This window comes from Limnohabitans sp. MORI2, from assembly GCF_027925025.1.
In the GTDB taxonomy this organism is placed as follows: Bacteria; Pseudomonadota; Gammaproteobacteria; order Burkholderiales; family Burkholderiaceae_C; genus Limnohabitans.
In genome coordinates this window covers 1,110,007-1,130,905 of sequence record NZ_AP027058.1, presented here as the reverse complement: position 1 = coordinate 1,130,905, position 20,899 = coordinate 1,110,007, and the positions used below count along the sequence as shown (strand labels likewise).

Below are 20,899 nucleotides of genomic sequence, written 5' to 3'. Positions count from 1 at the left end.
CCCCATAGAACGTACACATGACGCACACCATCTCCCCTCAAGACATCACTGGCCTGATCTTGGCCGGAGGACGAGGCAGCCGCATGGGCGGCGTGGACAAAGGCTTGCAAAACTTCAATGGCATCCCGCTGGCCCTGCACACACTCATGCGCTTAGGCCCGCAAGTGCAAAGCGTGATGGTCAACGCCAACCGTAACCTCTCAGCCTACGAGTCCTTTGGGGCTGCCGTCTGGCCTGATGCATCGGCTGACTTTGCAGGCCCCTTGTCAGGCTTCTTGGTGGGGCTAGAGCGGGCTGAAACGCCCTATGTACTCACCGTCCCATGTGACACCCCGCGTCTGCCGCTTGATTTGGCTGAGCGCTTGGCCGAAGCCTTGGTCCGTGAAGACGCAGACATTGCCATGGCCGCAGCACCTGAAACCGACGAACACGGCCACACACAAGTTCGCACACAACCTGTATTTTGTTTGATGAAGATTGAGTTGTCTGAAAGCTTGGTCAAGTTCACCCACAGCGGTGGCCGCAAGATTGACGCTTGGACCGCGCAACACAAAACAGTTGTCGTTCCATTTAATAGCAAGAGCGATGACCCGCTGGCTTTTGCCAACGTCAACACCTTGACTGAACTGCAAGCTTTGGAAAACGCCGCGCCATGAAAAGTATTGACGACATTGCAGCAGCCCTGCAAGGCTACGACCCACAAGCGTTGAGCGTCGACCAAGTCAACGCGTTCTTGCACGAACTGGTGCAACCGGTTTCGGTCGATGAATCGCAAGACGTGTTTTTGTTCGACGCCCTCGGTCGCGTACTTGCCAAGGATGTCATCTCCCCCATCAGCGTGCCCGCGCACAACAACTCTGCCATGGATGGCTTTGCATTCGACGCCGCGCAGCTGCAAGCGAACCAGCCACTCACGCTGCGCGTGGTGGGCACGGCATTGGCTGGCAAAGCGTGGCAAGGCAAAGTGAATGCCGGCGAATGCCTCAAGATCATGACAGGCGCCATCATGCCCGATGGCTTAGACACTGTCGTGCCTCAAGAGTTCTGCCAAATTGAGAACGCACACGATGTGACCACCGTCACCATACCGCCCAACATCTTGAAAGCCGGTGACAACCGCCGCTTGTTGGGTGAAGACCTGATGCAAGGCCAGCCTGCTTTAAAGGCGGGTCAACACCTCACGCCCGCAGCCTTGGGGCTGATCGCGAGCCTTGGCCTTCCCGATGTGCGCGTACACCGCCGTTTGCGCGTGGCCTACTTCTCCACCGGTGATGAAGTGTTGAGCTTGGGTGACGCCCCCCGCGAAGGCGCTGTGTACGACAGCAACCGCTACACCGTGTTTGGCCTACTCACACGCCTAGGCTGCGAAGTCATAGACATGGGTGTGGTGCGTGACGATCCTGCACTCTTAGAGGCTGCCTTTGCGAAAGCCGCACAAGAAGCCGATGCCATCATCACCAGCGGCGGCGTGAGCGTGGGCGAAGCAGACTTCACCAAAGCCATGATGAAAAAGCTTGGCGATGTGGCGTTTTGGAAAATCGCCATGCGTCCTGGCCGCCCCATGGCTGTGGGGCGCATTGGCAAGTCGGTGCTGTTTGGTTTGCCCGGCAACCCCGTGGCGGTGATGGTCACCTTCCTTGCCTTTGTGCGCCCTGCTCTGCTGCGCATGATGGGCAGCACCGCCCAACCTGCGCCACTGTTGCGCGCCAAATGCTTAGAACCCCTGCGAAAAAAAGCAGGCCGCACCGAATACCAACGTGGCTTTGTCAGCAGCGCAATCGACGGCACGCTGCAAGTGCGCACCACAGGCAACCAAGGCTCAGGCGTGCTGAGCTCGATGGTGCAAGGCAATGGTCTCATCGTGCTGCATCACAACCAAGGCAATGTCGCGATAGGCGATGAGGTGGATGTGATGATGTTTGAAGGCTCTATTTAAGCGCCCTCATCCACGCCAAGCGTCAAGCGTGAATTCGAAGGTGGGTGTCAGGCACCCACGTCCTCATCTTCATGGCGCACATCAATCGCGCCTGGCACTTTTTGGCGTGCAAACAAGGTGTACATGGTGGGCACCACAAAGATGGTGAGCAAAGTCCCCAAGCTCATGCCGCCCACAATGACCCAACCAATTTGTTTGCGGCTTTCAGCGCCCGCACCGGAAGCCAAAGCCAAGGGAATAGCACCGAGCACCATCGCCCCCGTAGTCATCAAAATCGGACGTAACCGCAATGTGGCAGATTGCGTGACAGCTTCAAACAGCTCCATGCCTTCATGCCGCAGCTGATTCGCAAACTCCACAATCAAAATGCCGTGCTTGGTGATCAACCCCACCAAGGTGATGAGACCAATCTGACTGAACACGTTGAGCGTTCCGCCGCTGAACTGCAGGGCCAGCAGTGCCCCCACCATCGACAACGGAACCGAGAGCATGATGACCAGCGGATCGACAAAACTTTCGAACTGCGCCGCCAGCACCAAGAAAATAAACAAAAGCGCCAGCACAAACACCACCACCAACGAACCCGATGATTTAACGAACTCGCGAGAAGTGCCGTTGAGGTCTGTCGAGTACCCCGGCTTGAGCACTTTCTGCGCAGTGGCATTCATGAAAGCGATGGCCTCACCCAGCGAATACGTGGGCGACAAGTTGGCGCTGATGGATGCGCTACGGCGCTGGCTAAAGTGATTCAACTCTCGGGGAACCACCACCTCTTTGATCTTCACCAACGCTGACAGCGGAATCATGGCATCGCCTTTGCCTCGAACAAATACACGCTCGATGTCGTCGGGAGTATCTCGACCCGTCGATGCAGTTTGCACAATCACATCGTATTGGTCACCCTCACGCTTGTAACGGGTCACTTGGCGTCCACCCATCATGGTTTCTACCGCACGGGCGATTTGTTCCACGGGCACCCCCATATCAGCGGCGCGCTCGCGGTCGACCTCCATGCTGATTTCTGGCTTGTTCAAGCGAAGATCAGTGTCCACACTCACAATGCCTGGGTTCTTCGCAATTTCCTCTTGAAAACTACGCACCACTTGCGCCAAGTTTTGATAACTGTCCGACGTCAAGATCACAAAGTTCAATGGACGCTCACGAAACGGCTGTCCCAGCGAAGGAGGCGTGATTGGGAAAGCTGTCACACCTGGCAACCCAGCGACCGCCGGCGTCATATCCCGCGCGATCTCCAAGGTGGTCTTCTTACGCTCTTCCCAAGGCCTGGCTCGGTAAAACACGTTACCTTGCGCCACTGTTGGGTTACCGACCACTGTGAAAATTCGATCGAACTCGGTGTATTTGTCGGCCATTTTTTCTAGGGCCAAGGTGTAGCGCGTGGTGTAGTCCATCGTGGCACCATCAGGTCCGTTGATGACCGTCAAAATCACACCACGGTCCTCCATCGGCGCCAATTCACTCTTGGTGGTTTTGAGCAAGGTCCACGTACCAATACCAGCCAGCACCATCACACCGACCACCAACCAACGACGAGACATCACGCGTCCAAAAACAACACCCTGCGACAAAGTCCATTTCAACAAACGACCATAAGCATTGGAAATACGCTGGAGTTGTACTTCCATGGTGCGATCAAACCAACTCGGGTTGTGGCTGTGCTTGAGCATGATCGAGCACATCATGGGTGACAAGGTCAAAGCCACAAAACCCGACACCACCACCGAGCCCGCTAAAGCCAAAGCAAATTCGGTAAACAACTTACCAGTGCGTCCTGGCGTGAAGGCCAATGGCGCATACACAGCGGCCAAGGTCATGGTCATGGCTACCACGGCAAAGCCTACTTCCTTGGCGCCTTTGATCGCCGCATGAAACGGCGACATGCCCTCTTCAATGTGGCGATAGATGTTTTCGAGAACCACGATCGCGTCATCCACCACCAAACCAATAGCTAACACAAGCGCCAGCATGGTCAGCGTATTGACCGTGAAGCCAAACATGGCCATCAACGCAAATGTGCCGATCAAACATACGGGAATGGTGACCAACGGAATGATGGATGCACGCAGCGTGCGTAAGAACACAAAGATGACCAGAGCCACCAAGACAGCGGCTTCCAAAATGGTCTGATAGACCGCCTTGATTGATCGATCAATGAACACCGAGTTGTCATTGGCAACCTCAATCTCAACTCCAGGTGGCAAGTTCTCTTTGATCTTAGGAATCATGTTGCGCACGGCTGCACTCAAATCCAATGGATTTGCAGTGGCATTGCGAATCACGCCCAGGGTAATGGCATCTTTGCCATTCAATCGTGTGGCCGTACGCTCGAGCTGTGGCCCCTGCTCCACACGCGCGACATCACCAATGCGCACCTGAATGCCATTGACTGATTTGATCACCACATTGGTGAATTCTTGTGGGGTTTGTAAATCAGTCGATGCGGTGACGTTGAATTCACGTAACTTGCTCTCAATACGGCCAGCTGGCACTTCGACATTCGAGCGACGCAATGCATCCTCTACATCTTGTGTGGTCAGTTTGTAGGCTGCCAGTCGATCGGGATCGAGCCAAATGCGCATGGCGTATTTGCGCTCGCCATACACACGCACATCTGAAGCACCGGGAGCGGTTTGCAACATGGGTTTGGCAATTCGATTGGCGTAGTCTGTGAGCTGCAACACGTTCAAGGTGTCTGCGCTGAAGGACAACCAAATCACAGGAAACGCATCAGCTTCCACCTTGGCGATCACTGGCTCGTCAATCCCTTGCGGTAAGCGCTGACGCACACGGCTGACTTTGTCTCGCACATCGGCTGCGGCGGAATCTGCATCCCGTGAAAGCACAAAGTTCACGGTGATTTGACTTTGCTCTTGACGACTCAAAGAGGTGATGACATCCACACCTTCAATGCCAGACAGTGAATCCTCTAAGACCTTGGTCACTTGAGACTCCACCACGGCACTCGAAGCGCCGGTGTATTTGGTCTCTACCGTCACCACGGGGTTATCAATCTTGGGATATTCGCGCACGTTTAGCCGACTGAACGACACCACTCCCACCAGCACAATGAGGAGTGAGAGCACGGTGGCGAACACCGGACGACGAATAGAAATCTCAGGCAACTGCATGTGAGCTCTTTGGGTTCGGTTTAGCGGCTTGCCGCAGACGAGGCGTCGCTAGCTGCCCCGGCAGCAATCGACGCTGATGCACCCACAGCACTACCCGAAGCAGCTGCAGATGCAGGGCTGGCGGCCCCACGTCCAAGCTCCACCACCCGTAAGGCAGAACCGTCTTTTTGCAAGCGCTGTTGACCGGCAACTACTACTGTGTCCCCTTCTTTCAAGCCCTCGACAATTTCCACTTGACCGCCGCGACGAAGTCCCAGCTTGACCTCCACACGCTGGGACACCAGCTTTGTATCAGGGGGTAACGCAGGCGCACTGGCTGCGGCGCTGGCAGCAAGTGCAGGCAACTCTGCAGGATCCACGGCTTTGATGACAAACTGCTTGCCACCCTGCGGCACGATAGCTTCTTCAGGCACCACGAGGGCATTGGGTTTGACTGCAAATACCGCCGTCACACGGGCAAACATACCCGGACGCAAGGGGCCGTTTTGATCTCCACCTGCCGTTGTTCGTGTGCGATCAAAAAGATTAGGCGGACAGCCCAAACTTTGAGGTGAAGGTTGAATCGAGCCCCGGCTAGGCGATTGCGCTGGCGCAGGAATCGTCACCTTGGTGCTGGTCGCAGCAGACGCTGGGGCAGCAGGCGCTGACACAGCCCCTTTATTGGCAGCCGATACCACGGGCTCGCCAGCTGTATTGGCCAAAACAGCACGCACCCCAATGGATCGACCATTGGCGTCAATCAGCGGATCCACCGCTTCAACTTTGGCTTTGAACATGCGCCCTGGAAACGGATCCAACTTGACTTCGATGGTTTGCCCTGGCGTGACTTTGGTTTGATAGCGCTCGGGCAATCGGTAATCCACATAAAGGCTAGCAATATTCTCTAAGTTGATGAGATCAGTGCCATCTTTGACGTAATCACCCACGTTGACACTGCGAATACCCACCACACCATTGAAAGGGGCGATCAAACGCATGCGGTCGAGACGAGCACACGACAAACCCAACTGAGCCTCAGCCACTTGAAGGGCCGCAGCACTTTCATCCAATGATCGTTGTGCGATGAAGTTTTGAGCCACTAGCTCTTGGTTACGTTTGTGGTTGGCACGTGCGATCGACATTTGCGCCAGTGACTGCTGAACTTCTGCACGCTGCAAGGTGTCGTCCATTTGCACCAACACTTGACCAGCGCGGACACGTGCACCATCTGCAAAGCCTAAAGCCAGAACACGACCAGCCACTTCTGGGCGCAGCATGATGTTTTGCGACGAGCGCAGACTCCCTACCGCCTCAGCGTCGTCACGCAGGGTGATTTTCTTGACTTGGCTGATCTCAACCCCACTCGGACGTGGGCCAGCTGTCGTATTCGCGTCTGTCTTTGGCGACTGCAACCACCAAGCCAAAGTTGAGGCACCCACAATGCCCACGACAGCCACAATGGAATGCATTTTTTTGAAAGCCATGACTCAGATTCTTTTAAGTTATACAAATACGCGGCTTGCAATGTACCAGCCCAACCAAGCCAACGAAAGAGATTTACCTAGGCTTCACACAAGCTGTCACCGACCCGACAGGGCCAACGCCACGCCTCTGTTAGCCAAACCATCAGCCCGCTCGTTGTCCACATGCCCCGCATGCCCTTTGACCCAGTGCCACACGATGTCGTGGTCGCCTTGATGGGTTAGCTCATCGAGTTGCTGCCAGAGATCGGCATTCTTGACTGGCTGCTTTGCGGCCGTGCGCCAGCCACGCGCTTTCCATCCATGAATCCACTCCGTGATGCCTTTACGGACATACTCGCTGTCTAGGTACAAGGCCACTTGGCAAGGACGCTTCAAAGCACGCAAGGCCTCGATCACCGCCAAGAGTTCCATGCGATTGTTGGTTGTTTCTAGCTCACCGCCAAACAACTCTTTCTCTTGACCTGAAGGTGAACGCAGCAACACCCCCCAACCGCCGGGACCAGGGTTACCTTTGCACGCACCATCTGTGTAAATCTCAACCGTGTTCATTCCATTCCTTTTGATGCAGTGTGTGCCGCCGACTGCACCGCCGTGTTGTTGGCTGCACTAGAAGCCGAAGTCACGACAGCTGCGGCTCTGGGCGCTGATTTTTTCCAGGCGGGTGACATCAGACGCAAGCCTTGCACACGTTTGACTGCCACCATTCCATAGACTGAACCCAAGATGGGCCACCAGCGAACGCCCGCCTCGTCCATCCAATCCCAGCGCTTCAGCCAGCGCTCGGTCTTCACTGCTGGCCGATAGCAACCAAAGCTGGTGGACTCCACCTCAAAGCTCAGTAGTTGGAGCCAATCACGCAGCCTGCGCTGCCCAATGAAATCCCCCACCTGCGAAAAACCACGCTGACAGCTCTTGCTCAAACCCCACAAGCTGTTGGGATTGAATCCACAAATCACCACACGCCCTTCAGGCACTAACACGCGCTCAACCTCACGCAAGGTGGCGTGTGGGTCGTAGCTCAGCTCCAATGTGTGTGGCAAAACCAGCAAGTCCAAACTGGCACTCGGAAAGGGTAAGGCTTCATAGTTGGTCAACAACAGGTCTCGCCCCAAGGGCCACGGCTCAGGCTGTGCATCACAAGCCAGCCAGCGGTGCGGCATGCGATTGGCCTGCAAACCGTCGAGTGCGGGAAACCCAAGTTGCAAGGCATGAAAACCAAACACATCCGCCACCGCACGGTCTAAATAGGTTTGCTCCCACGCGCACAAATACTGGCCTGCAGGAGAAGCCAGCCAGTCAGGCAAACTATCGGTTTTTAAAGGTGTGGATGACATGAAACTGATTGCACTGCCCGCGTTCTCTGACAACTATCTCTGGTTGTGGCAACAAGACCAACTGGCCGTGGTCGTCGACCCTGGTGACGCTGCACCTGTATTGCAAGCACTGGCCAAAGACGGGCTGACATTGGCAGCCATTCTAGTGACCCACCACCATGCCGACCATGTAGGTGGCGTGCGTGAACTGCACCTGGCCACCGGGGCCCAAGTCTTTGGACCTGCACGCGAAGATGTGCCAGCGCCCTTCACTCCCGTCATGCAAGGCGATGCATTTGAACTGCTGGGTCAAACGGTGCAAGTTCTGGATGTACCAGGCCACACGGCTGGCCATGTGGCCTATGTGCTACCCAACGCGCCCCACAGCCCTGTGCTGTTTTGTGGCGACACCTTGTTCTCTGGCGGATGCGGTCGTATTTTCGAAGGCACGCCTGCTCAAATGCTGGCCTCATTAGATCTTTTGGCTTCACTTCCTGCGCGCACACGGGTGTGCTGCGCCCACGAGTACACTCTATCCAACTTGCGATTTGCGCTCGCCGTAGAACCCAGCAACATCGACTTGCAAACCTACGCAGCACACTGCCAACAACTCAGGGCTCAAGGTGTTCCCACCCTACCCGCCCAGTTGGCCACTGAATTGCAAATCAACCCGTTTTTACGGGCTCGACACCCTGATGTGCGACACGCTGTTGCACAGCACGCTGGACTCTCAGCGCTCGAACAAACCGACGATGTGGCTGTCTTTGCAGCACTTCGCGAATGGAAGAACGATTTCAAATGAGATTTCTACTCGCTGTTTTTAGCCTTAGCCTTGTCCTGCTCACGGGCTGCGCCAACTTGGCCGACCCCCAAAGCACAGGGGGCTTGAGCCCCATCACCAAAGGCACGGTCAAACGTGATGGCGTTGCCAAGCTCGACTTACCCAACGACCTGTGGGAGCGCATTCGCAAGGGCTACAAAATGCCTGAGCTGGAAAACGAGTTGGCCAATGACCGTACCCAGTGGTACGCCTCCAAGCCCGATTATTTGCAGCGCATGACTGAGCGCTCCAACAAATACCTCTATCACATCGTTGAAGAACTCGAAGCGCGCAATATGCCCACCGAGTTGGCCTTGCTGCCTTTCATTGAGAGCGCCTTCAACCCACAAGCCGTATCGAGCGCACGCGCCAGTGGCATGTGGCAGTTCATGCCTAAAACAGGCAAAAGCTTTGACCTGAAACAAAATGCATTTCGCGATGATCGTCGTGATGTACAAGCATCCACTCGCGCCGCACTCGACTACCTTGAGCGCCTACACAAAATGTTTGGCGACTGGCACTTGGCCTTGGCTGCCTACAACTGGGGCGAAGGCAATGTGGGCAAAGCCATTGCACGCAACAAACGCGCTGGTTTGCCCACTGGCTACACCGACCTGAACATGCCGATGGAAACACGCATGTATGTGCCCAAGCTGCAGGCCATGAAAAACATCGTGGGCAACCCACCCCAATACGGTGTGGTGCTGCCCAGCATTCCTAACCACCCCTATTTCCAAAGCGTGCCCTTGCCACGCGACATGGACGTGAGTGTGGCCGCCAAGCTGGCTGAAATTTCAGAGCCAGATTTCAAGGCACTGAACCCTTCAGCGCACCGTCCGGTTTTGCTCGCGGCAGGGACTGGCAACATCCTGCTTCCCTGGGACAACGCCGAAGTGTTTCAACGCAACTACGAGGCCTCCACCCTGGGTCGCATGGCTACATGGACAGCGTGGGTGGCTCCCACTACGATGAAAGTGGCCGACGCCGCCAAGCGCGTGGGCATGAGCGAAGCAGACTTTCGCGCCATCAACAACATCCCTCCGCGCATGCTCATCAAAGCTGGTTCTGCGCTGCTAGTGCCACGTAGCGCCAATATGTTGGGTGATGTAGCCGCCCAAGTGGCTGACAATGGCACACTCGACCTCTCCCCCGAAGCGGTGGCCAAACGCAAGGCTGCCAGCAAAGGTAAGAACGCCAAAGGCACCAAAACAGCCTCAGCCAAAGACAGCAAAGGCGCAAGCAAAAAACAAGCGGCTGCCAAGAGCGACAAAAAAGGCAAAGGCGACACCAAGGTCGCGAAAAAATAAGCAGCGCCATCGCGGGGCCAGTTGCGGCCCCGAGCTTTATGCGTCGCGCCGATCCACCAACGCATGGGCAATGGTGCCCAAATCGACATACTCCAGCTCACTGCCCACAGGCACACCACGGGCTAGGCGTGTGACTTGCACGCCGCGCTTCTTGAGCGCCTCATTCAGCACATGTGCCGTGGCCTCGCCTTCGGCCGTGAAGTTGGTGGCCAAGATGACTTCTTTCACAACACCATCGCTGGCTCGATCCATCAACTTGTGCAACCCAATGTCTTTAGGACCCAACCCATCCAATGGGCTGATGCGGCCCATCAACACAAAGTACAGACCTTTGTAGGCAGAAGTGCGCTCCACGGCGGATTGATCGGCTGGGGTTTCCACCACACACAAACGCGTGGTGTCGCGCCCTTCGTCTAGGCATGTGTCACACACGGGCTGGGTGGTAAAGGTGTGGCAACGCTCGCAATGCTGCACTTGGGCTGCGGCTTGGTGCAGGGCCTGAGAAATCATCTCGGCCCCCTCACGGTCGTGTTGCAGCAGGTGATACGCCATGCGTGAGGCCGATTTCACCCCAACGCCGGGCAAACGGCGCAGGGCCTGAATCAGGCCTTCGAGCACAGACGTATCGCTCATCTCTTAGGCAATCAAAACGGCAGTTTCAAACCAGGAGGCAAGCCAGCGGTGAGCTTGCTCATCTTGGCTTCACTGGTTTCAGCGGCTTTGCGCACGGCGTCGTTGAAGGCGGCAGCCACCAAGTCTTCGAGCATGTCTTTGTCGTCTGCCAATAGGCTGGGGTCAATGGTGATGCGTTTGACCTCGTGCTTACACGTCATCAACACCTTAACCAAGCCTGATCCTGACTCGCCAGTGACTTCGATGAAGGCCAATTCATCTTGTGCCTTCTTGAGGTTTTCTTGCATGGCTTGGGCTTGCTTCATCAGGCCCGAAAGTTGTCCTTTGTTGAACATGGTGTCTTCCCTTTTTACAAAACTAAAAATTAAAGCGGCTTGATGCTGCCCGGCACGATCTTGGCACCGTAGTCGCGCATCAAACTCTGCACAAATGGGTCGTTGAGGATGATGGCCTCGGCCCCTGCTTGGCGTTGCGCGGCGGCGGCGGCATTACGTTTGGCTGGGCTGTCTTGCACGCGGCCCACCTCGACGCTCAAGCGCACGGGGTAGCCTGCGGTTTCAAGGGCTTTTTGCAAACGCTCGCGGCTGTTTGGACTGTTGAGCGATTCACGCTCAACGCGCAGCATCCATGTATCGGTGTCACGCGCGACGAGCTGGGACTGCAAGCCCAACTCGCGCACCAAGGCGTTGATGGTCTCAGCAGCCGACATCTCCATCACCAGCTTGTGCCAAAACTCACCTTCTGGCGTGGCCTCTATGAGGGGCACTTCGGTGGCGGGGACTTGAAGCTCGATCGCTGCACTGGGCTCGGCTTGTTCACGCACAGGAATGGCAACCACAGCGGCATCCGAATCATGGTCGTATTGCGGGCTATCAGCACCTTCAGGGTCGTAGCTGGGGTCATCCTCCCAAGGTGCCACCTCACGGGGCTGCATATCGCGCACGGGCAAGGCTTGCACGGGGGCTGAAGGCTGGGGCTCGGGTTGGCGCTGTGTAACTACGGGCGGCGCTTGCACTGCAGTCGTTTGTACAGGTGCTGCTGCAGGTGCTTGAGCCACTGGCTGCGCAACAGGTTTTGCCGCAACTAACGCGGGCGCCAGAGGGGCACGTTGCGGATTAATTAGAGTTTTTTTTTCAGCCGAGGCCGAAGCGGAACTTGCAGCTTGCGGTTTGAACGCCAGCAAGCGCAGCAGCACCATCGTCAGTGCTGCGTATTCGTCGGGGGCTAACCCCAGCTCTTGACGGCCGTGCAGACTCAAGCTGTAGAGCAACTGGGTTTCGTCGGGGGGCATCACACCTGCCAAACGCGCCATCTCAGCAGCTTCAGGGTCTGAGGCGTCGGCTTCTGCCATGTCGGGCACAGCCTGCAACACGGCCATGCGTTGCAAAACCATTGACATGTCTTCTAATGTGGCTGCGGCGCTAAGGCCATTGAGTCGCAGCGCTTCAGAGGTTTCGACCACCGATTTGCCATCGCCATGTGCCAAAGCTTCGATCAAGCGGAACACATGCGAGCGATCTGCACTGCCCAACATTTGACGCACCGCAGCTTCTTGCAACTGACCACCGCCGTAGGCAATGGCTTGGTCGGTCAAGCTCAGCGCGTCACGCATGGAACCACGCGCGGCACGGGCCAACAAGCGCAAAGCTTGGGGCTCAGATTCAATGTTTTCTTGGCCGAGCACATGGCCCAAATGCTCCAGTACAGTTTCAGGCGCCATGGGGCGTAGGTTGAACTGCAAGCAGCGCGACAGCACGGTAACCGGCACTTTTTGCGGATCGGTCGTGGCGAGCACAAATTTCAAATATTCCGGCGGCTCTTCGAGCGTCTTCAACATCGCATTGAACGCGGTGTTGGTGAGCATGTGCACCTCATCGATCATGAAGACTTTGAAGCGGCCTTGCACAGGCTTGTAAACCGCTTGCTCTAGCAAGCTCTGCACTTCATCCACGCCACGATTGGATGCGGCATCCAGCTCGGTGTAATCGACAAAGCGACCTGCATCAATGTCGGTGCAAGCTTGGCACACACCACAAGGCTCAGCAGTGATGCCACCCGTGCCGTCTAAACCTTGGCAATTGAGTGATTTGGCCAACACCCGCGACACGGTGGTTTTGCCCACACCGCGTGTGCCCGTGAACAAATAAGCATGATGCAAACGTTGCGTGGTCAACGCATTGGTCAGCGCCTGCACGACGTGCTCTTGCCCCACCATCTCCTTGAAGGTTTTGGGGCGATATTTGCGAGCGAGCACGAGGTACGACATAAGCCAAGCATTCTATGTGACCTACAATAGCCCTCGACGGGCCTCCTCACATGGTGAAGCGGCCAACCGGGTCAGGTGGGGAACCAAGCAGCCCTAACTGTGGAGCCAGTGCTGAGGGTCGGGCCCGTCACCTTCCCCGCTCACGCCATTCAACACACGCGAAAACCCTAGCTCCGTTTGTTCCCAATCCGCCTAAACTGAGGCCGATCTTTTGGGGAACTTATGAAGTTGCATCGCTTCTTTTTGATTGTTTGGCCATCGGCACTTGGCGCAGCGTTGATGGAAATGCTGGTCTTTTCTGTGCTGGACCCCATGGAGATTCCCAGTGTGGAACACGCGCTGGGCGTCACTTCACAAGGGGTCTACACCATGGCCTTTTTTGCATTTTGGGCCGCCATCAGCTTTGCTTGCACATTGACACTCTTTTTAGCTCAGCCCGTCAATGGCAAGCACGCACCGCTCTGATTTAAAAAAGATAGTGATCGAGCAACAGCGCTGCAAACAACGCAGACAAATGGATGAGTGAAAAGCGAAAGGTTTTACGTGCTAACTCATCCGAGTATTCGCGCATAAGTGCAACCGCATAGGCAATGAACCCCACACTGAGAACCATTGCCACAGACAAGTAAAGCCACGAACTCATGCCTATGGCAAATGGCATCAAGCAAGCCGCCATCAACAACACGGTATAGAGCAAAATTTGCAAACGCGTGAAGCGATTGCCATGCGTCACAGGCAGCATTGGCAGACCCGACTTGCGATAGTCCTCCACACGATACAAAGCCAGCGCCCAAAAGTGAGGCGGCGTCCACAAAAAAATAATCAAGAACAACAGCAAGGCTTGCGGTCCCACCTCGCCCGTGATGGCAGCCCACCCCAAGAGCGGAGGCATGGCCCCGGAAGCGCCACCGATCACAATGTTTTGTGGCGTCATGGGCTTGAGCACCAAGGTGTAAACCACGGCATAGCCAATGAAGGTGGCAAAGGTTAACCACATGGTCAATGGGTTCACACAGACATACAAAATGAATGAGCCCAATGCGCACAAAACCAGCGAAAAACCCAAAGCTTGTGCATCCGACAATTCACCCCGAGCCGTGGGTCGCCATGCGGTGCGGCGCATTTTGGCATCCAAGGTTTTCTCGACCAAACAGTTAAAGGCCGCAGCTGCACCAGCCACCAACCAAATGCCTAAACAAGCCCACACAATGCGAATCCATGCATCGAGCGAGGGCCAGCCAGGAATGGCCAACACCATGCCAATCAGGGCGCAAAAAACAATGAGTTGAATCACGCGCGGCTTGGTGAGCGCGTTGTACTGACGAAAGACGCTGGTGGTCATCATGTGCATGTTCTCGTCATCAACGCCCAGGCTTGTCCCACACTGCGCTGGACATGAGCAACTTCTGCAGCATGTTTTTTGCGGCATTGGCTTGTTTGCCTGTCATATCGGCAGGCATGCGCAGCATGGCATGTCCTTGTGGATCCACCACCACCAATTGCATCGTAGCGTCGTCGCTTGCACCTAACCAAGCGTCTAGCACGGCGGGGGAAGCACGCAGCACAGTTGTGTCTGCCAGCAAAGGCTGGACTTCCGGATTGATGGGCGCATCGTCTGCGACCAGCCAAACACGGTCCACACGGTCTTTGTCTTTGTTGAGCATTTCGCGCAATTGGCGTTGAATGAACAAGTGCTGAGCACAGTCGGCTGCACACGCACCGCTTCCCGCATTGACCAACAACCATTGCCCCTTGAGCTCAGTCAGCGCGATTGGCTGAGCCTGCGCATTTGTGAGCATGACATCAGGCATGGGGCGCGCTGGGTGAATCAGTTCACCAAAGTTGGCCTGCCCCGTGGGCTTGATGACAAAAAACACAAACATGGCCAACAGCACTGGCAATGAACACGCCAAAAACATAGCCAACAACTTGCCGTGCCCCGAAGGAGGCAAAGCTGTCAAATGCGGATCAGGCATTGAGTGCACCGACAAACTCAAAGGCTCATCGGGCGTTACGGATTTAGAGTGAGTCATAAAAATTACACGTTGACTGAGCGGTAGCTACTGCGCACAAAAAAGGCCAACAACAAGGCCGCCATCAGGAACCATTGTGCCGCATAGCCTTTGTGCATTGGCGCTTTGTCGGTCACTTCAGGCCACTCTCGAACCAACCCATCTGCGCCATCAGTTGAAGCCTGCCAAATCACAATGGGTTGAAGCGGATAGTTTTGTGCTGCTTGGATTTCATCCAGACGGATACGCGTGCGCAACGCCCCCGTATCGCCCACAGACTCCGTCACAAATGCAGGTGCTTTTTGGGATGGCACAACAGCTCGGCCCTGAATCTCCACCAAGCCTGTAGGCGCAGGCACTTGTGGCAACACGCTACGCGACGCCCCCCATCCTACCCAGCCACGATTGACCAGCACGCGCACTTGCGTCCCATCAATTTGCAAAGGGATCATGACATGCACGCCGGGACGACCTTGGTATTGCTGATTGTCGAGAAAAAATTGTTGCGCAACATCGTAATGCCCGCGCACCATGACCGCCATGCCATCTACCTCTTTGGCATCGACCAACTGCGAGCCGAGCAACAAAGGATTCACTGCTGAGCGCTCATCGCGCAGGGCCACCTGGTGCTCGACCTCTAGCCCTTTCGTCCACTGCCACCAACCTAAACGTAGAAAAACCGCCATCAACAAAACCGTGGCAATGAAGGGAATCCAACGAAATTGAAATTGACGCATGGTTTAGGAAAAAGTGCGGATAATTCTGCACATCACATATCGCGGAGATAGGTCATGATCGGCAAATTGCTTGCAGTCTTGTTGCTGCTGATTATTTTGGGAAGTCTCTTCACTGCCCTATACCGGTTGACCCACAAAAAAGAAGACAGCGCAACAGTCGTCAAGGCTTTGACTTTGCGCGTCGGATTGTCAATCGGCTTATTTATTGCACTATTTGCAAATTACTATTTTGGCCTCATCCCCTTGCGAGGATGAAGCCAGTCACTTGCGCTGATTACAGCCAGTAAACGAACACGAACAAGATCAACCAGACCACGTCCACAAAGTGCCAGTACCAAGCGACAGCTTCAAAGGCAAAGTGGTTGTGTTCTGAGAAGTGGCCTTTCATGCAACGGCCCAAAATCACGATCAACATGATCGTACCGAGCGTCACGTGCATGCCGTGAAAGCCTGTCAAGATAAAGAACGTCGCGCCGTAAATACCAGCCCCCAAAGTCAGGCCCAATTCGCTGTAGGCGTGCGCATATTCATAAGCTTGAAAACCCAAGAAGATCGCACCCAACAGCACTGTCAGGGCCAAGCCCCAAATCAGGTGTGAACGGTTGCCTTTGATCAAACCCCAGTGCGCCCAAGTGAGCGTGGCGCCTGAAGTCAACAACAGCAAGGTGTTGATCGCTGGAATGCCCCATGGCCCCATCGGTGTGAATGGGTCACCCATAGGACCGCTCGATGGCCAAGCTGCGGTAAAGCCCATGTAGGGATTCAATGCCTCTTCGTAGCTGGCCAGCTCAGGCAATGCAATGCGGCGAGCGTAGTACAAGACGCCAAAGAAACAGGCAAAGAACATCACCTCCGAGAAGATGAACCACACCATGCCGGTGCGATACGAGCGGTCTTCCCATTGGGTGTAGCTGCCATTGAGATTCTCGTGAATGATTTCGCCAAACCAGCCAAACAGCACATACACAATCATGGCTGCGCCAAGGGGCATGGCCCACGCGCCCTCAGGCATGGCGTTGACTTTCAAAATCAGGCCCAAGGCCATCAAGAAAATGCCAATCGACAGTGTCGTCGAGTAGTTACTGGCTGCAGGTACAAAGTAATGCCCTTTAGCGTCGGCTCCAGTGGTATGGCTCATGGTTTCCTCACAATTTCAATTGGCTGTTATTCGGTGATGCATCCGCCTGCGCTTTGACTGCTTCAAAGAAAGTGTATGAAAGCGTCAAAGTATTCAGGCCGGGATCAATGTCATTGCTGATGTAAAAAACAATCGGGAGTGTTCTGACTTCTTTCGCAGCAAAAGTTTGCTGATTGAAACAAAAACACTCGACTTTTTGAAGGTAAGACGCCCCGTTGGCAGGCGTCACACTCGGAATGGCTTGTCCGACAAAAGGCTCACGCGTGACGTTCTCGACCACATAGTGGGTGTAGACCATTTCACCGGGATGAACCTGCATCGAAAAGTGCTCTGGCTTGAACGCCAAACCAGCCCCTGGCATGGCATGGCTCAAAAACTGAACAGTCACCAACCGAGAGGTATCGACCTGCGTGTTGCCAATGGCCGCCACCGCCTGTGCATTGGTTTTGCCGTTGATGCCGGTCCATTTGCAAATCACGTCATACAACGGAACCATGGCAAACCCCAACGCCGAGAACATCAGCGCCACGCCTGCCAGTCGATAGGCAAGGCGCAGATTCTTTTGATCAAGGCGTGGCGTGTGGGACATCGTTAGACGGGGCGAAATTTCCAGAGCGTGACCAAGAAAATACCAACCACCAACACGACCAGCTTCAATGCCAGTCGTGCGTTTTGGTTTTGGGTGTTTGAAGTTTCGTGACTCATCGCTCAAACGCCTCAATCAATCTTGGGCTGAACTTCGAAGGTGTGATAAGGCGCAGGAGATGGCACAGTCCACTCCAAACCAGTTGCACCTTCCCAGCTGCGGTCTTCTGACTTTTTGCCTTCACGAATGCACTTGAGCACGATGTAGATGAAGAGCAAATGAGACAAGCCCAAGATGAACGCACCCACTGTGGAGAGCTTGTTCCACTCGGCAAACATCAAAGGATAGTCAGGGATGCGACGTGGCATGCCTGAGAGACCCACCAAGAACTGAGGGATGAACGTCAGGTTCACGCCGAGCATCACGATCCAGAAATGCAAGCGACCCAGTTTTTCATCCAACATGTGGCCAGTCCACTTGGGCAACCAGTAATAGATCGCTGCCATGGAGCCCATCACGGTCGTGGGATACAAAGCGTAGTGGAAGTGAGCCACCATGAAGTAGGCGTTGTGGTACTGAGGATCGGCAGCGGCATCGGCCAACACCAAACCAGTCAAACCACCCCAACCGAAGAGGATGATGAAGCCCAATGCAAACAGCATGGGGGTTTCAAAAGTCAGCGAACCACGCCAGACCGTGGCGATCCAGCAGAAGAACAAGACTGCCAAAGGCAACGAGATCAACATCGTGCTGTACATGAAGTACATCTGTGCATTCACAGACATACCGCTGGTGAACATGTGGTGTGCCCACACGACAAAAGCCAAAGCACCAATCGTCCACATGCTGTACACCTGTGCTTTATAGCCGTAGGTTTCTTTGCGTGTGAAAGCGCTCAACACATGAGGAATCGCACCAGTGATCGGCAAGAGCAACACGTACACCTCAGGGTGGCCCATGAACCAGAAAATGTGTTGCCACAACACAGGGTCACCACCACCGGCGGCATTGAAGAAGTGCGTACCGAAGTGACGATCCATCAACACCATCGTGACGCCACCAGCGAACACAGGCATGATGGAAATCAACAAAATCGCAGTCACCAAGAAGCCGTGCGCAAACAAAGGCATCTTCATGAAGGTCATGCCAGGGGCGCGCATGTTGACGATGGTCACGATCACGTTGATCGAACCCAAGATGGATGACACACCCAACATGTGAATCGCAAAAATCGCGAAGTCCATACCCCAGCCGCTTTGCAGCGACAAAGGTGCATACATGGTCCAGCCTGTGTCAGCTGCGCCAGGGCCGATATTGGCAATACCCAAGAAGAAGGGCAAAGTCAGCATGACGGCAGCAGGTGGCAAGATCCAAAAACCCCAGTTATTCAAACGAGGCAAGGCCATATCGGGCGCACCAATGACCATGGGCAACATGTAGTTGGCCAAACCAGTTGCCACAGGCATGGCAAAACCGAACACCATGATCAAGCCATGCAAGGTGATGAGTTGGTTGAAGAACTCAGGCTGCATGAGTTGCAAGCCTGGCATGAACAACTCAGCACGTACGCCCAAAATCATGGCGCCGCCCATCAGCAACATCGTGATACCAAAAATCAGGTACATGATGCCAATGTCTTTGTGGTTCGTTGTTTGCAACCAATGGCGAATGCCACCGTGATGATGATGCGCATCATGTCCTGCATGAGCCATATCGTGCGTCATATCGTGTGCCATGAACTTTCCTTTGATACTGATTTATTGTTTTAAGTGGTTTAAGTGCCAGACTTTTGGCGGCTAGCAATCCATGCCTTGAATTCTTCTTCAGGCACCACATTCACCACCACAGGCATGTAAGCATGTTCTTTGCCGCAAAGCTCTGAACACTGGCCACGGTAAGTACCGGTTTTTTCGACCGTCGCCCAGAACTCACGCAAGAAACCAGGCACAGCATCACGCTTGACACCAAATGCAGGCACCCACCAGCTGTGGATCACATCGTTCGATGTGGTGATGAAACGCACTTTTTTACCAACAGGCAAGACCAAGGGATTGTCCACTTCGAGCAAGTAGTTCTCACCTTTGGCTTCCTTGTTGTCAATTTGCTCGCGAGGTGTGGTCAAGCGGCTGGTGAACTTCACACCTTCCGCTGGAAACTCGTACTGCCACATCCACTGGCTACCTGTGACCTTCACCACCAACTCCGCGTCGCTCTTAGAGTCTTCATACATCTTGACCGCGTGGTAAGCAGGAATGCCAAACACGCCATAGTCAATGACCAACAAAACCGCAAAAGGTGCCAACACAAACAACCATTGTTTGGTGGAGCGTGGTGCAGTAAAAGTTGCAGCCTTGTGACCTTGTGACTTGCGATGTGCCCAGAACGAATACAGCATCAGCGCCAAAACGCCACAGAAGATGATCAAGATAATGATCATGAAGAGGTTGTGCACATGCAGCGTCTCACGCGCAATCGGCGTCACTGGCTCCGGGAAATTCCATGTGTAACCTGCCAATACGCTTTGCGCCATCAATGCCGCAAACGCACCTGCCATCCATTTTTTCAAGCCCCGCATATCTTCTACCCTTTTATAAATTCTTGAAATGCTCATTTGGTCAATGACTTAAAAGCTAAACACAGACGAAACGCCTGCCAAGCCCGTCACAAAAACCATCACCATTGGCGTCACTGACCAAGCCATCTCGGTCAGCGTAGACGCGTGAAAATGCTCATCTGCATGTTTGTGGTGATGCCAGTGCGAGGCCAAGATGGCAACAAACACCACGGCAAACAGCACAAAAGAAGCCCCCAGCAACCACTCACGTGCCGCCAAGGTGAATTGCATATCAATCATGATCGTTGCCTTTTAACGAAAACGATTGGGTTGGATGGTTTGCATGGTGGTTGGCAAACTCTCCACATAGCGCGCAATTTCTTTGAGCTCTTTGTCCGAGAACTGCTTCACAACACCACCCATGATCGGGTTGTTGCGGCCAATTTGTGGCTTGTTTTCTGTTTTGTAAGCACGCAGCGCGGCATACACATAGTCCGCATGCTGCCCCGCGACCTTGGGATAGTTAGGGGCAATCGGCTTGGCCAAACCAGCACCGTGGCAGGCAATACAACCACCTTTTTCAACCAACGCTGCACCTGCAGCACCATCGATGGGCTTGGCTGGTGTTTCGGTGGTTAAACCGGTTGACTCGTAATAAGCCGCCAAATCCGCAGCGTCTTGCGCAGTGAGCGACAACGCGGTTGTCCCCATGGAAGGATGCTTGCGAGCGCCTGTTTTGTAATCATTCAGCGCAGAAACGATGTACCCTGCACTTTGCCCTGAGAGCATAGGCACGCGATACACCTCTGGAAAACCCGTGTGATAACCCTTAATACCGTGACAGCCCACGCACAATGCATTCTTCTGGCTACCTGCTTGTGGATCACCTTGTTGTGCATGAACGGAATAAAGTGGACTAAAGCACACTGCTGCAAGGAGACCCGCCATCAACTTCTTCATCTATTTCGCCTTTAGGGTTTGATCT

Annotated in this window: 22 protein-coding genes and 1 other RNA gene; 7 read left to right on the top strand and 16 right to left on the bottom strand. The window is 54.6% G+C overall.

Annotated elements, in window-relative coordinates; translation table 11 throughout:
- Positions 1 to 17 precede the first annotated feature (17 nt).
- Together mobA and glp are read left to right on the top strand one after the other, a co-directional pair.
- Positions 18 to 656 carry a molybdenum cofactor guanylyltransferase MobA gene (gene mobA, locus QMG27_RS05730; protein ID WP_281814187.1) on the top strand — a complete coding sequence of 213 codons (639 nt, stop codon included), beginning with the start codon at positions 18 to 20 and terminating at the stop codon, positions 654 to 656.
- Positions 653 to 1,936, top strand: coding sequence for a gephyrin-like molybdotransferase Glp (gene glp / locus QMG27_RS05725; protein ID WP_281814184.1), 1,284 nt, complete (start codon positions 653 to 655; stop codon positions 1,934 to 1,936). Before mobA ends, glp begins: the two co-directional genes overlap by 4 nt.
- Positions 1,937 to 1,983: 47 nt before the next feature.
- Here the strand turns inward: glp and QMG27_RS05720 are convergent, their stop codons facing one another.
- The 4 genes from QMG27_RS05720 to QMG27_RS05705 all read right to left on the bottom strand — a co-directional run bounded on the left by QMG27_RS05720 (position 1,984) and on the right by QMG27_RS05705 (position 7,882).
- On the bottom strand, positions 1,984 to 5,085 hold the full coding sequence (locus tag QMG27_RS05720; RefSeq protein ID WP_281814181.1) for an efflux RND transporter permease subunit: 3,102 nt from the start codon (positions 5,083 to 5,085) through the stop codon (positions 1,984 to 1,986).
- 20 nt (positions 5,086 to 5,105) lie between these two features.
- Positions 5,106 to 6,548 (bottom strand): efflux RND transporter periplasmic adaptor subunit, encoded by a 1,443-nt coding sequence (locus tag QMG27_RS05715; RefSeq protein ID WP_281814178.1) that lies wholly within the window; start codon positions 6,546 to 6,548, stop codon positions 5,106 to 5,108.
- Positions 6,549 to 6,644: 96 nt separating this feature from the next.
- Complete coding sequence (gene rnhA, locus QMG27_RS05710; RefSeq protein WP_281814175.1) at positions 6,645 to 7,097, bottom strand: ribonuclease HI; 453 nt, start codon at positions 7,095 to 7,097, stop codon at positions 6,645 to 6,647.
- Positions 7,094 to 7,882 carry a methyltransferase domain-containing protein gene (locus QMG27_RS05705; RefSeq protein WP_281814172.1) on the bottom strand — a complete coding sequence of 263 codons (789 nt, stop codon included), beginning with the start codon at positions 7,880 to 7,882 and terminating at the stop codon, positions 7,094 to 7,096. Before QMG27_RS05705 ends, rnhA begins: the two co-directional genes overlap by 4 nt.
- On the opposite strand from QMG27_RS05705, the gene gloB reads away from it, so the two are divergent.
- Together gloB and QMG27_RS05695 are read left to right on the top strand one after the other, a co-directional pair.
- Positions 7,881 to 8,663 carry a hydroxyacylglutathione hydrolase gene (gloB, locus tag QMG27_RS05700; RefSeq protein ID WP_281814169.1) on the top strand — a complete coding sequence of 261 codons (783 nt, stop codon included), beginning with the start codon at positions 7,881 to 7,883 and terminating at the stop codon, positions 8,661 to 8,663. The two genes, QMG27_RS05705 and gloB, sit on opposite strands and share 2 nt — an antisense overlap.
- Positions 8,660 to 9,988 (top strand): transglycosylase SLT domain-containing protein, encoded by a 1,329-nt coding sequence (locus QMG27_RS05695; RefSeq protein ID WP_281814167.1) that lies wholly within the window; start codon positions 8,660 to 8,662, stop codon positions 9,986 to 9,988. Before gloB ends, QMG27_RS05695 begins: the two co-directional genes overlap by 4 nt.
- Positions 9,989 to 10,024: 36 nt before the next feature.
- Here the strand turns inward: QMG27_RS05695 and recR are convergent, their stop codons facing one another.
- From recR to dnaX, 3 genes are read right to left on the bottom strand one after another with little or no spacing between them, the layout of a single operon-like run.
- Positions 10,025 to 10,621: a recombination mediator RecR gene (recR, locus tag QMG27_RS05690; protein WP_281814164.1), complete on the bottom strand. Its 597-nt coding sequence runs from the start codon at positions 10,619 to 10,621 to the stop codon at positions 10,025 to 10,027.
- A gap of 11 nt (positions 10,622 to 10,632) precedes the next feature.
- Positions 10,633 to 10,956 (bottom strand): YbaB/EbfC family nucleoid-associated protein, encoded by a 324-nt coding sequence (locus QMG27_RS05685; RefSeq protein ID WP_281814160.1) that lies wholly within the window; start codon positions 10,954 to 10,956, stop codon positions 10,633 to 10,635.
- Between the two features lie 29 nt (positions 10,957 to 10,985).
- Entirely contained in the window at positions 10,986 to 12,887 is a 1,902-nt protein-coding gene (dnaX, locus tag QMG27_RS05680) for a DNA polymerase III subunit gamma/tau (RefSeq protein ID WP_281814157.1), read from the bottom strand.
- A gap of 35 nt (positions 12,888 to 12,922) precedes the next feature.
- Between dnaX and ffs the strand changes: the two genes are divergently transcribed.
- Together ffs and QMG27_RS05670 are read left to right on the top strand one after the other, a co-directional pair.
- Positions 12,923 to 13,019, top strand: an RNA gene (gene ffs / locus QMG27_RS05675) — signal recognition particle sRNA small type.
- A 90-nt stretch (positions 13,020 to 13,109) separates the two neighbouring features.
- Complete coding sequence (locus QMG27_RS05670) at positions 13,110 to 13,352, top strand: hypothetical protein (protein ID WP_281814156.1); 243 nt, start codon at positions 13,110 to 13,112, stop codon at positions 13,350 to 13,352.
- Between the two features lies 1 nt (position 13,353).
- Here the strand turns inward: QMG27_RS05670 and cyoE are convergent, their stop codons facing one another.
- From cyoE to QMG27_RS05655, 3 genes are read right to left on the bottom strand one after another with little or no spacing between them, the layout of a single operon-like run.
- Positions 13,354 to 14,232, bottom strand: a complete 879-nt coding sequence (gene cyoE, locus QMG27_RS05665) for a heme o synthase (protein WP_281814154.1) — start codon at positions 14,230 to 14,232, stop codon at positions 13,354 to 13,356.
- A gap of 16 nt (positions 14,233 to 14,248) precedes the next feature.
- Positions 14,249 to 14,920, bottom strand: coding sequence for a hypothetical protein (locus QMG27_RS05660; RefSeq protein WP_281814152.1), 672 nt, complete (start codon positions 14,918 to 14,920; stop codon positions 14,249 to 14,251).
- A gap of 5 nt (positions 14,921 to 14,925) precedes the next feature.
- A complete protein-coding gene (locus tag QMG27_RS05655) occupies positions 14,926 to 15,636 on the bottom strand; it encodes an SURF1 family protein (protein ID WP_281814150.1) in 711 nt (236 codons plus the stop codon).
- A 54-nt stretch (positions 15,637 to 15,690) separates the two neighbouring features.
- Here QMG27_RS05655 and QMG27_RS05650 point away from each other — a divergent pair, with 54 nt between their 5' ends.
- Entirely contained in the window at positions 15,691 to 15,891 is a 201-nt protein-coding gene (locus QMG27_RS05650) for a DUF2909 domain-containing protein (RefSeq protein WP_281814147.1), read from the top strand.
- A gap of 19 nt (positions 15,892 to 15,910) precedes the next feature.
- On the opposite strand, the gene QMG27_RS05645 is transcribed toward QMG27_RS05650, so the two are convergent.
- The 6 genes from QMG27_RS05645 to QMG27_RS05620 are packed head-to-tail and all read right to left on the bottom strand — an operon-like array spanning position 15,911 to position 20,874.
- Positions 15,911 to 16,774: a cytochrome c oxidase subunit 3 gene (locus QMG27_RS05645; RefSeq protein ID WP_281814144.1), complete on the bottom strand. Its 864-nt coding sequence runs from the start codon at positions 16,772 to 16,774 to the stop codon at positions 15,911 to 15,913.
- Positions 16,775 to 16,781: 7 nt separating this feature from the next.
- Positions 16,782 to 17,486 (bottom strand): cytochrome c oxidase assembly protein, encoded by a 705-nt coding sequence (locus tag QMG27_RS05640; RefSeq protein ID WP_281814141.1) that lies wholly within the window; start codon positions 17,484 to 17,486, stop codon positions 16,782 to 16,784.
- Positions 17,487 to 17,491: 5 nt separating this feature from the next.
- The gene (locus QMG27_RS05635) at positions 17,492 to 19,096 is read right to left on the bottom strand and encodes a cytochrome c oxidase subunit 1 (RefSeq protein ID WP_281814139.1); all 1,605 of its coding nucleotides are present in this window, start codon (positions 19,094 to 19,096) and stop codon (positions 17,492 to 17,494) included.
- 38 nt (positions 19,097 to 19,134) lie between these two features.
- Entirely contained in the window at positions 19,135 to 19,926 is a 792-nt protein-coding gene (gene coxB / locus QMG27_RS05630; RefSeq protein WP_281814136.1) for a cytochrome c oxidase subunit II, read from the bottom strand.
- 57 nt (positions 19,927 to 19,983) lie between these two features.
- Positions 19,984 to 20,214 carry a hypothetical protein gene (locus tag QMG27_RS05625; RefSeq protein WP_281814133.1) on the bottom strand — a complete coding sequence of 77 codons (231 nt, stop codon included), beginning with the start codon at positions 20,212 to 20,214 and terminating at the stop codon, positions 19,984 to 19,986.
- A 12-nt stretch (positions 20,215 to 20,226) separates the two neighbouring features.
- The gene (locus QMG27_RS05620; protein WP_281814130.1) at positions 20,227 to 20,874 is read right to left on the bottom strand and encodes a c-type cytochrome; all 648 of its coding nucleotides are present in this window, start codon (positions 20,872 to 20,874) and stop codon (positions 20,227 to 20,229) included.
- Positions 20,875 to 20,899: the final 25 nt, after the last annotated feature.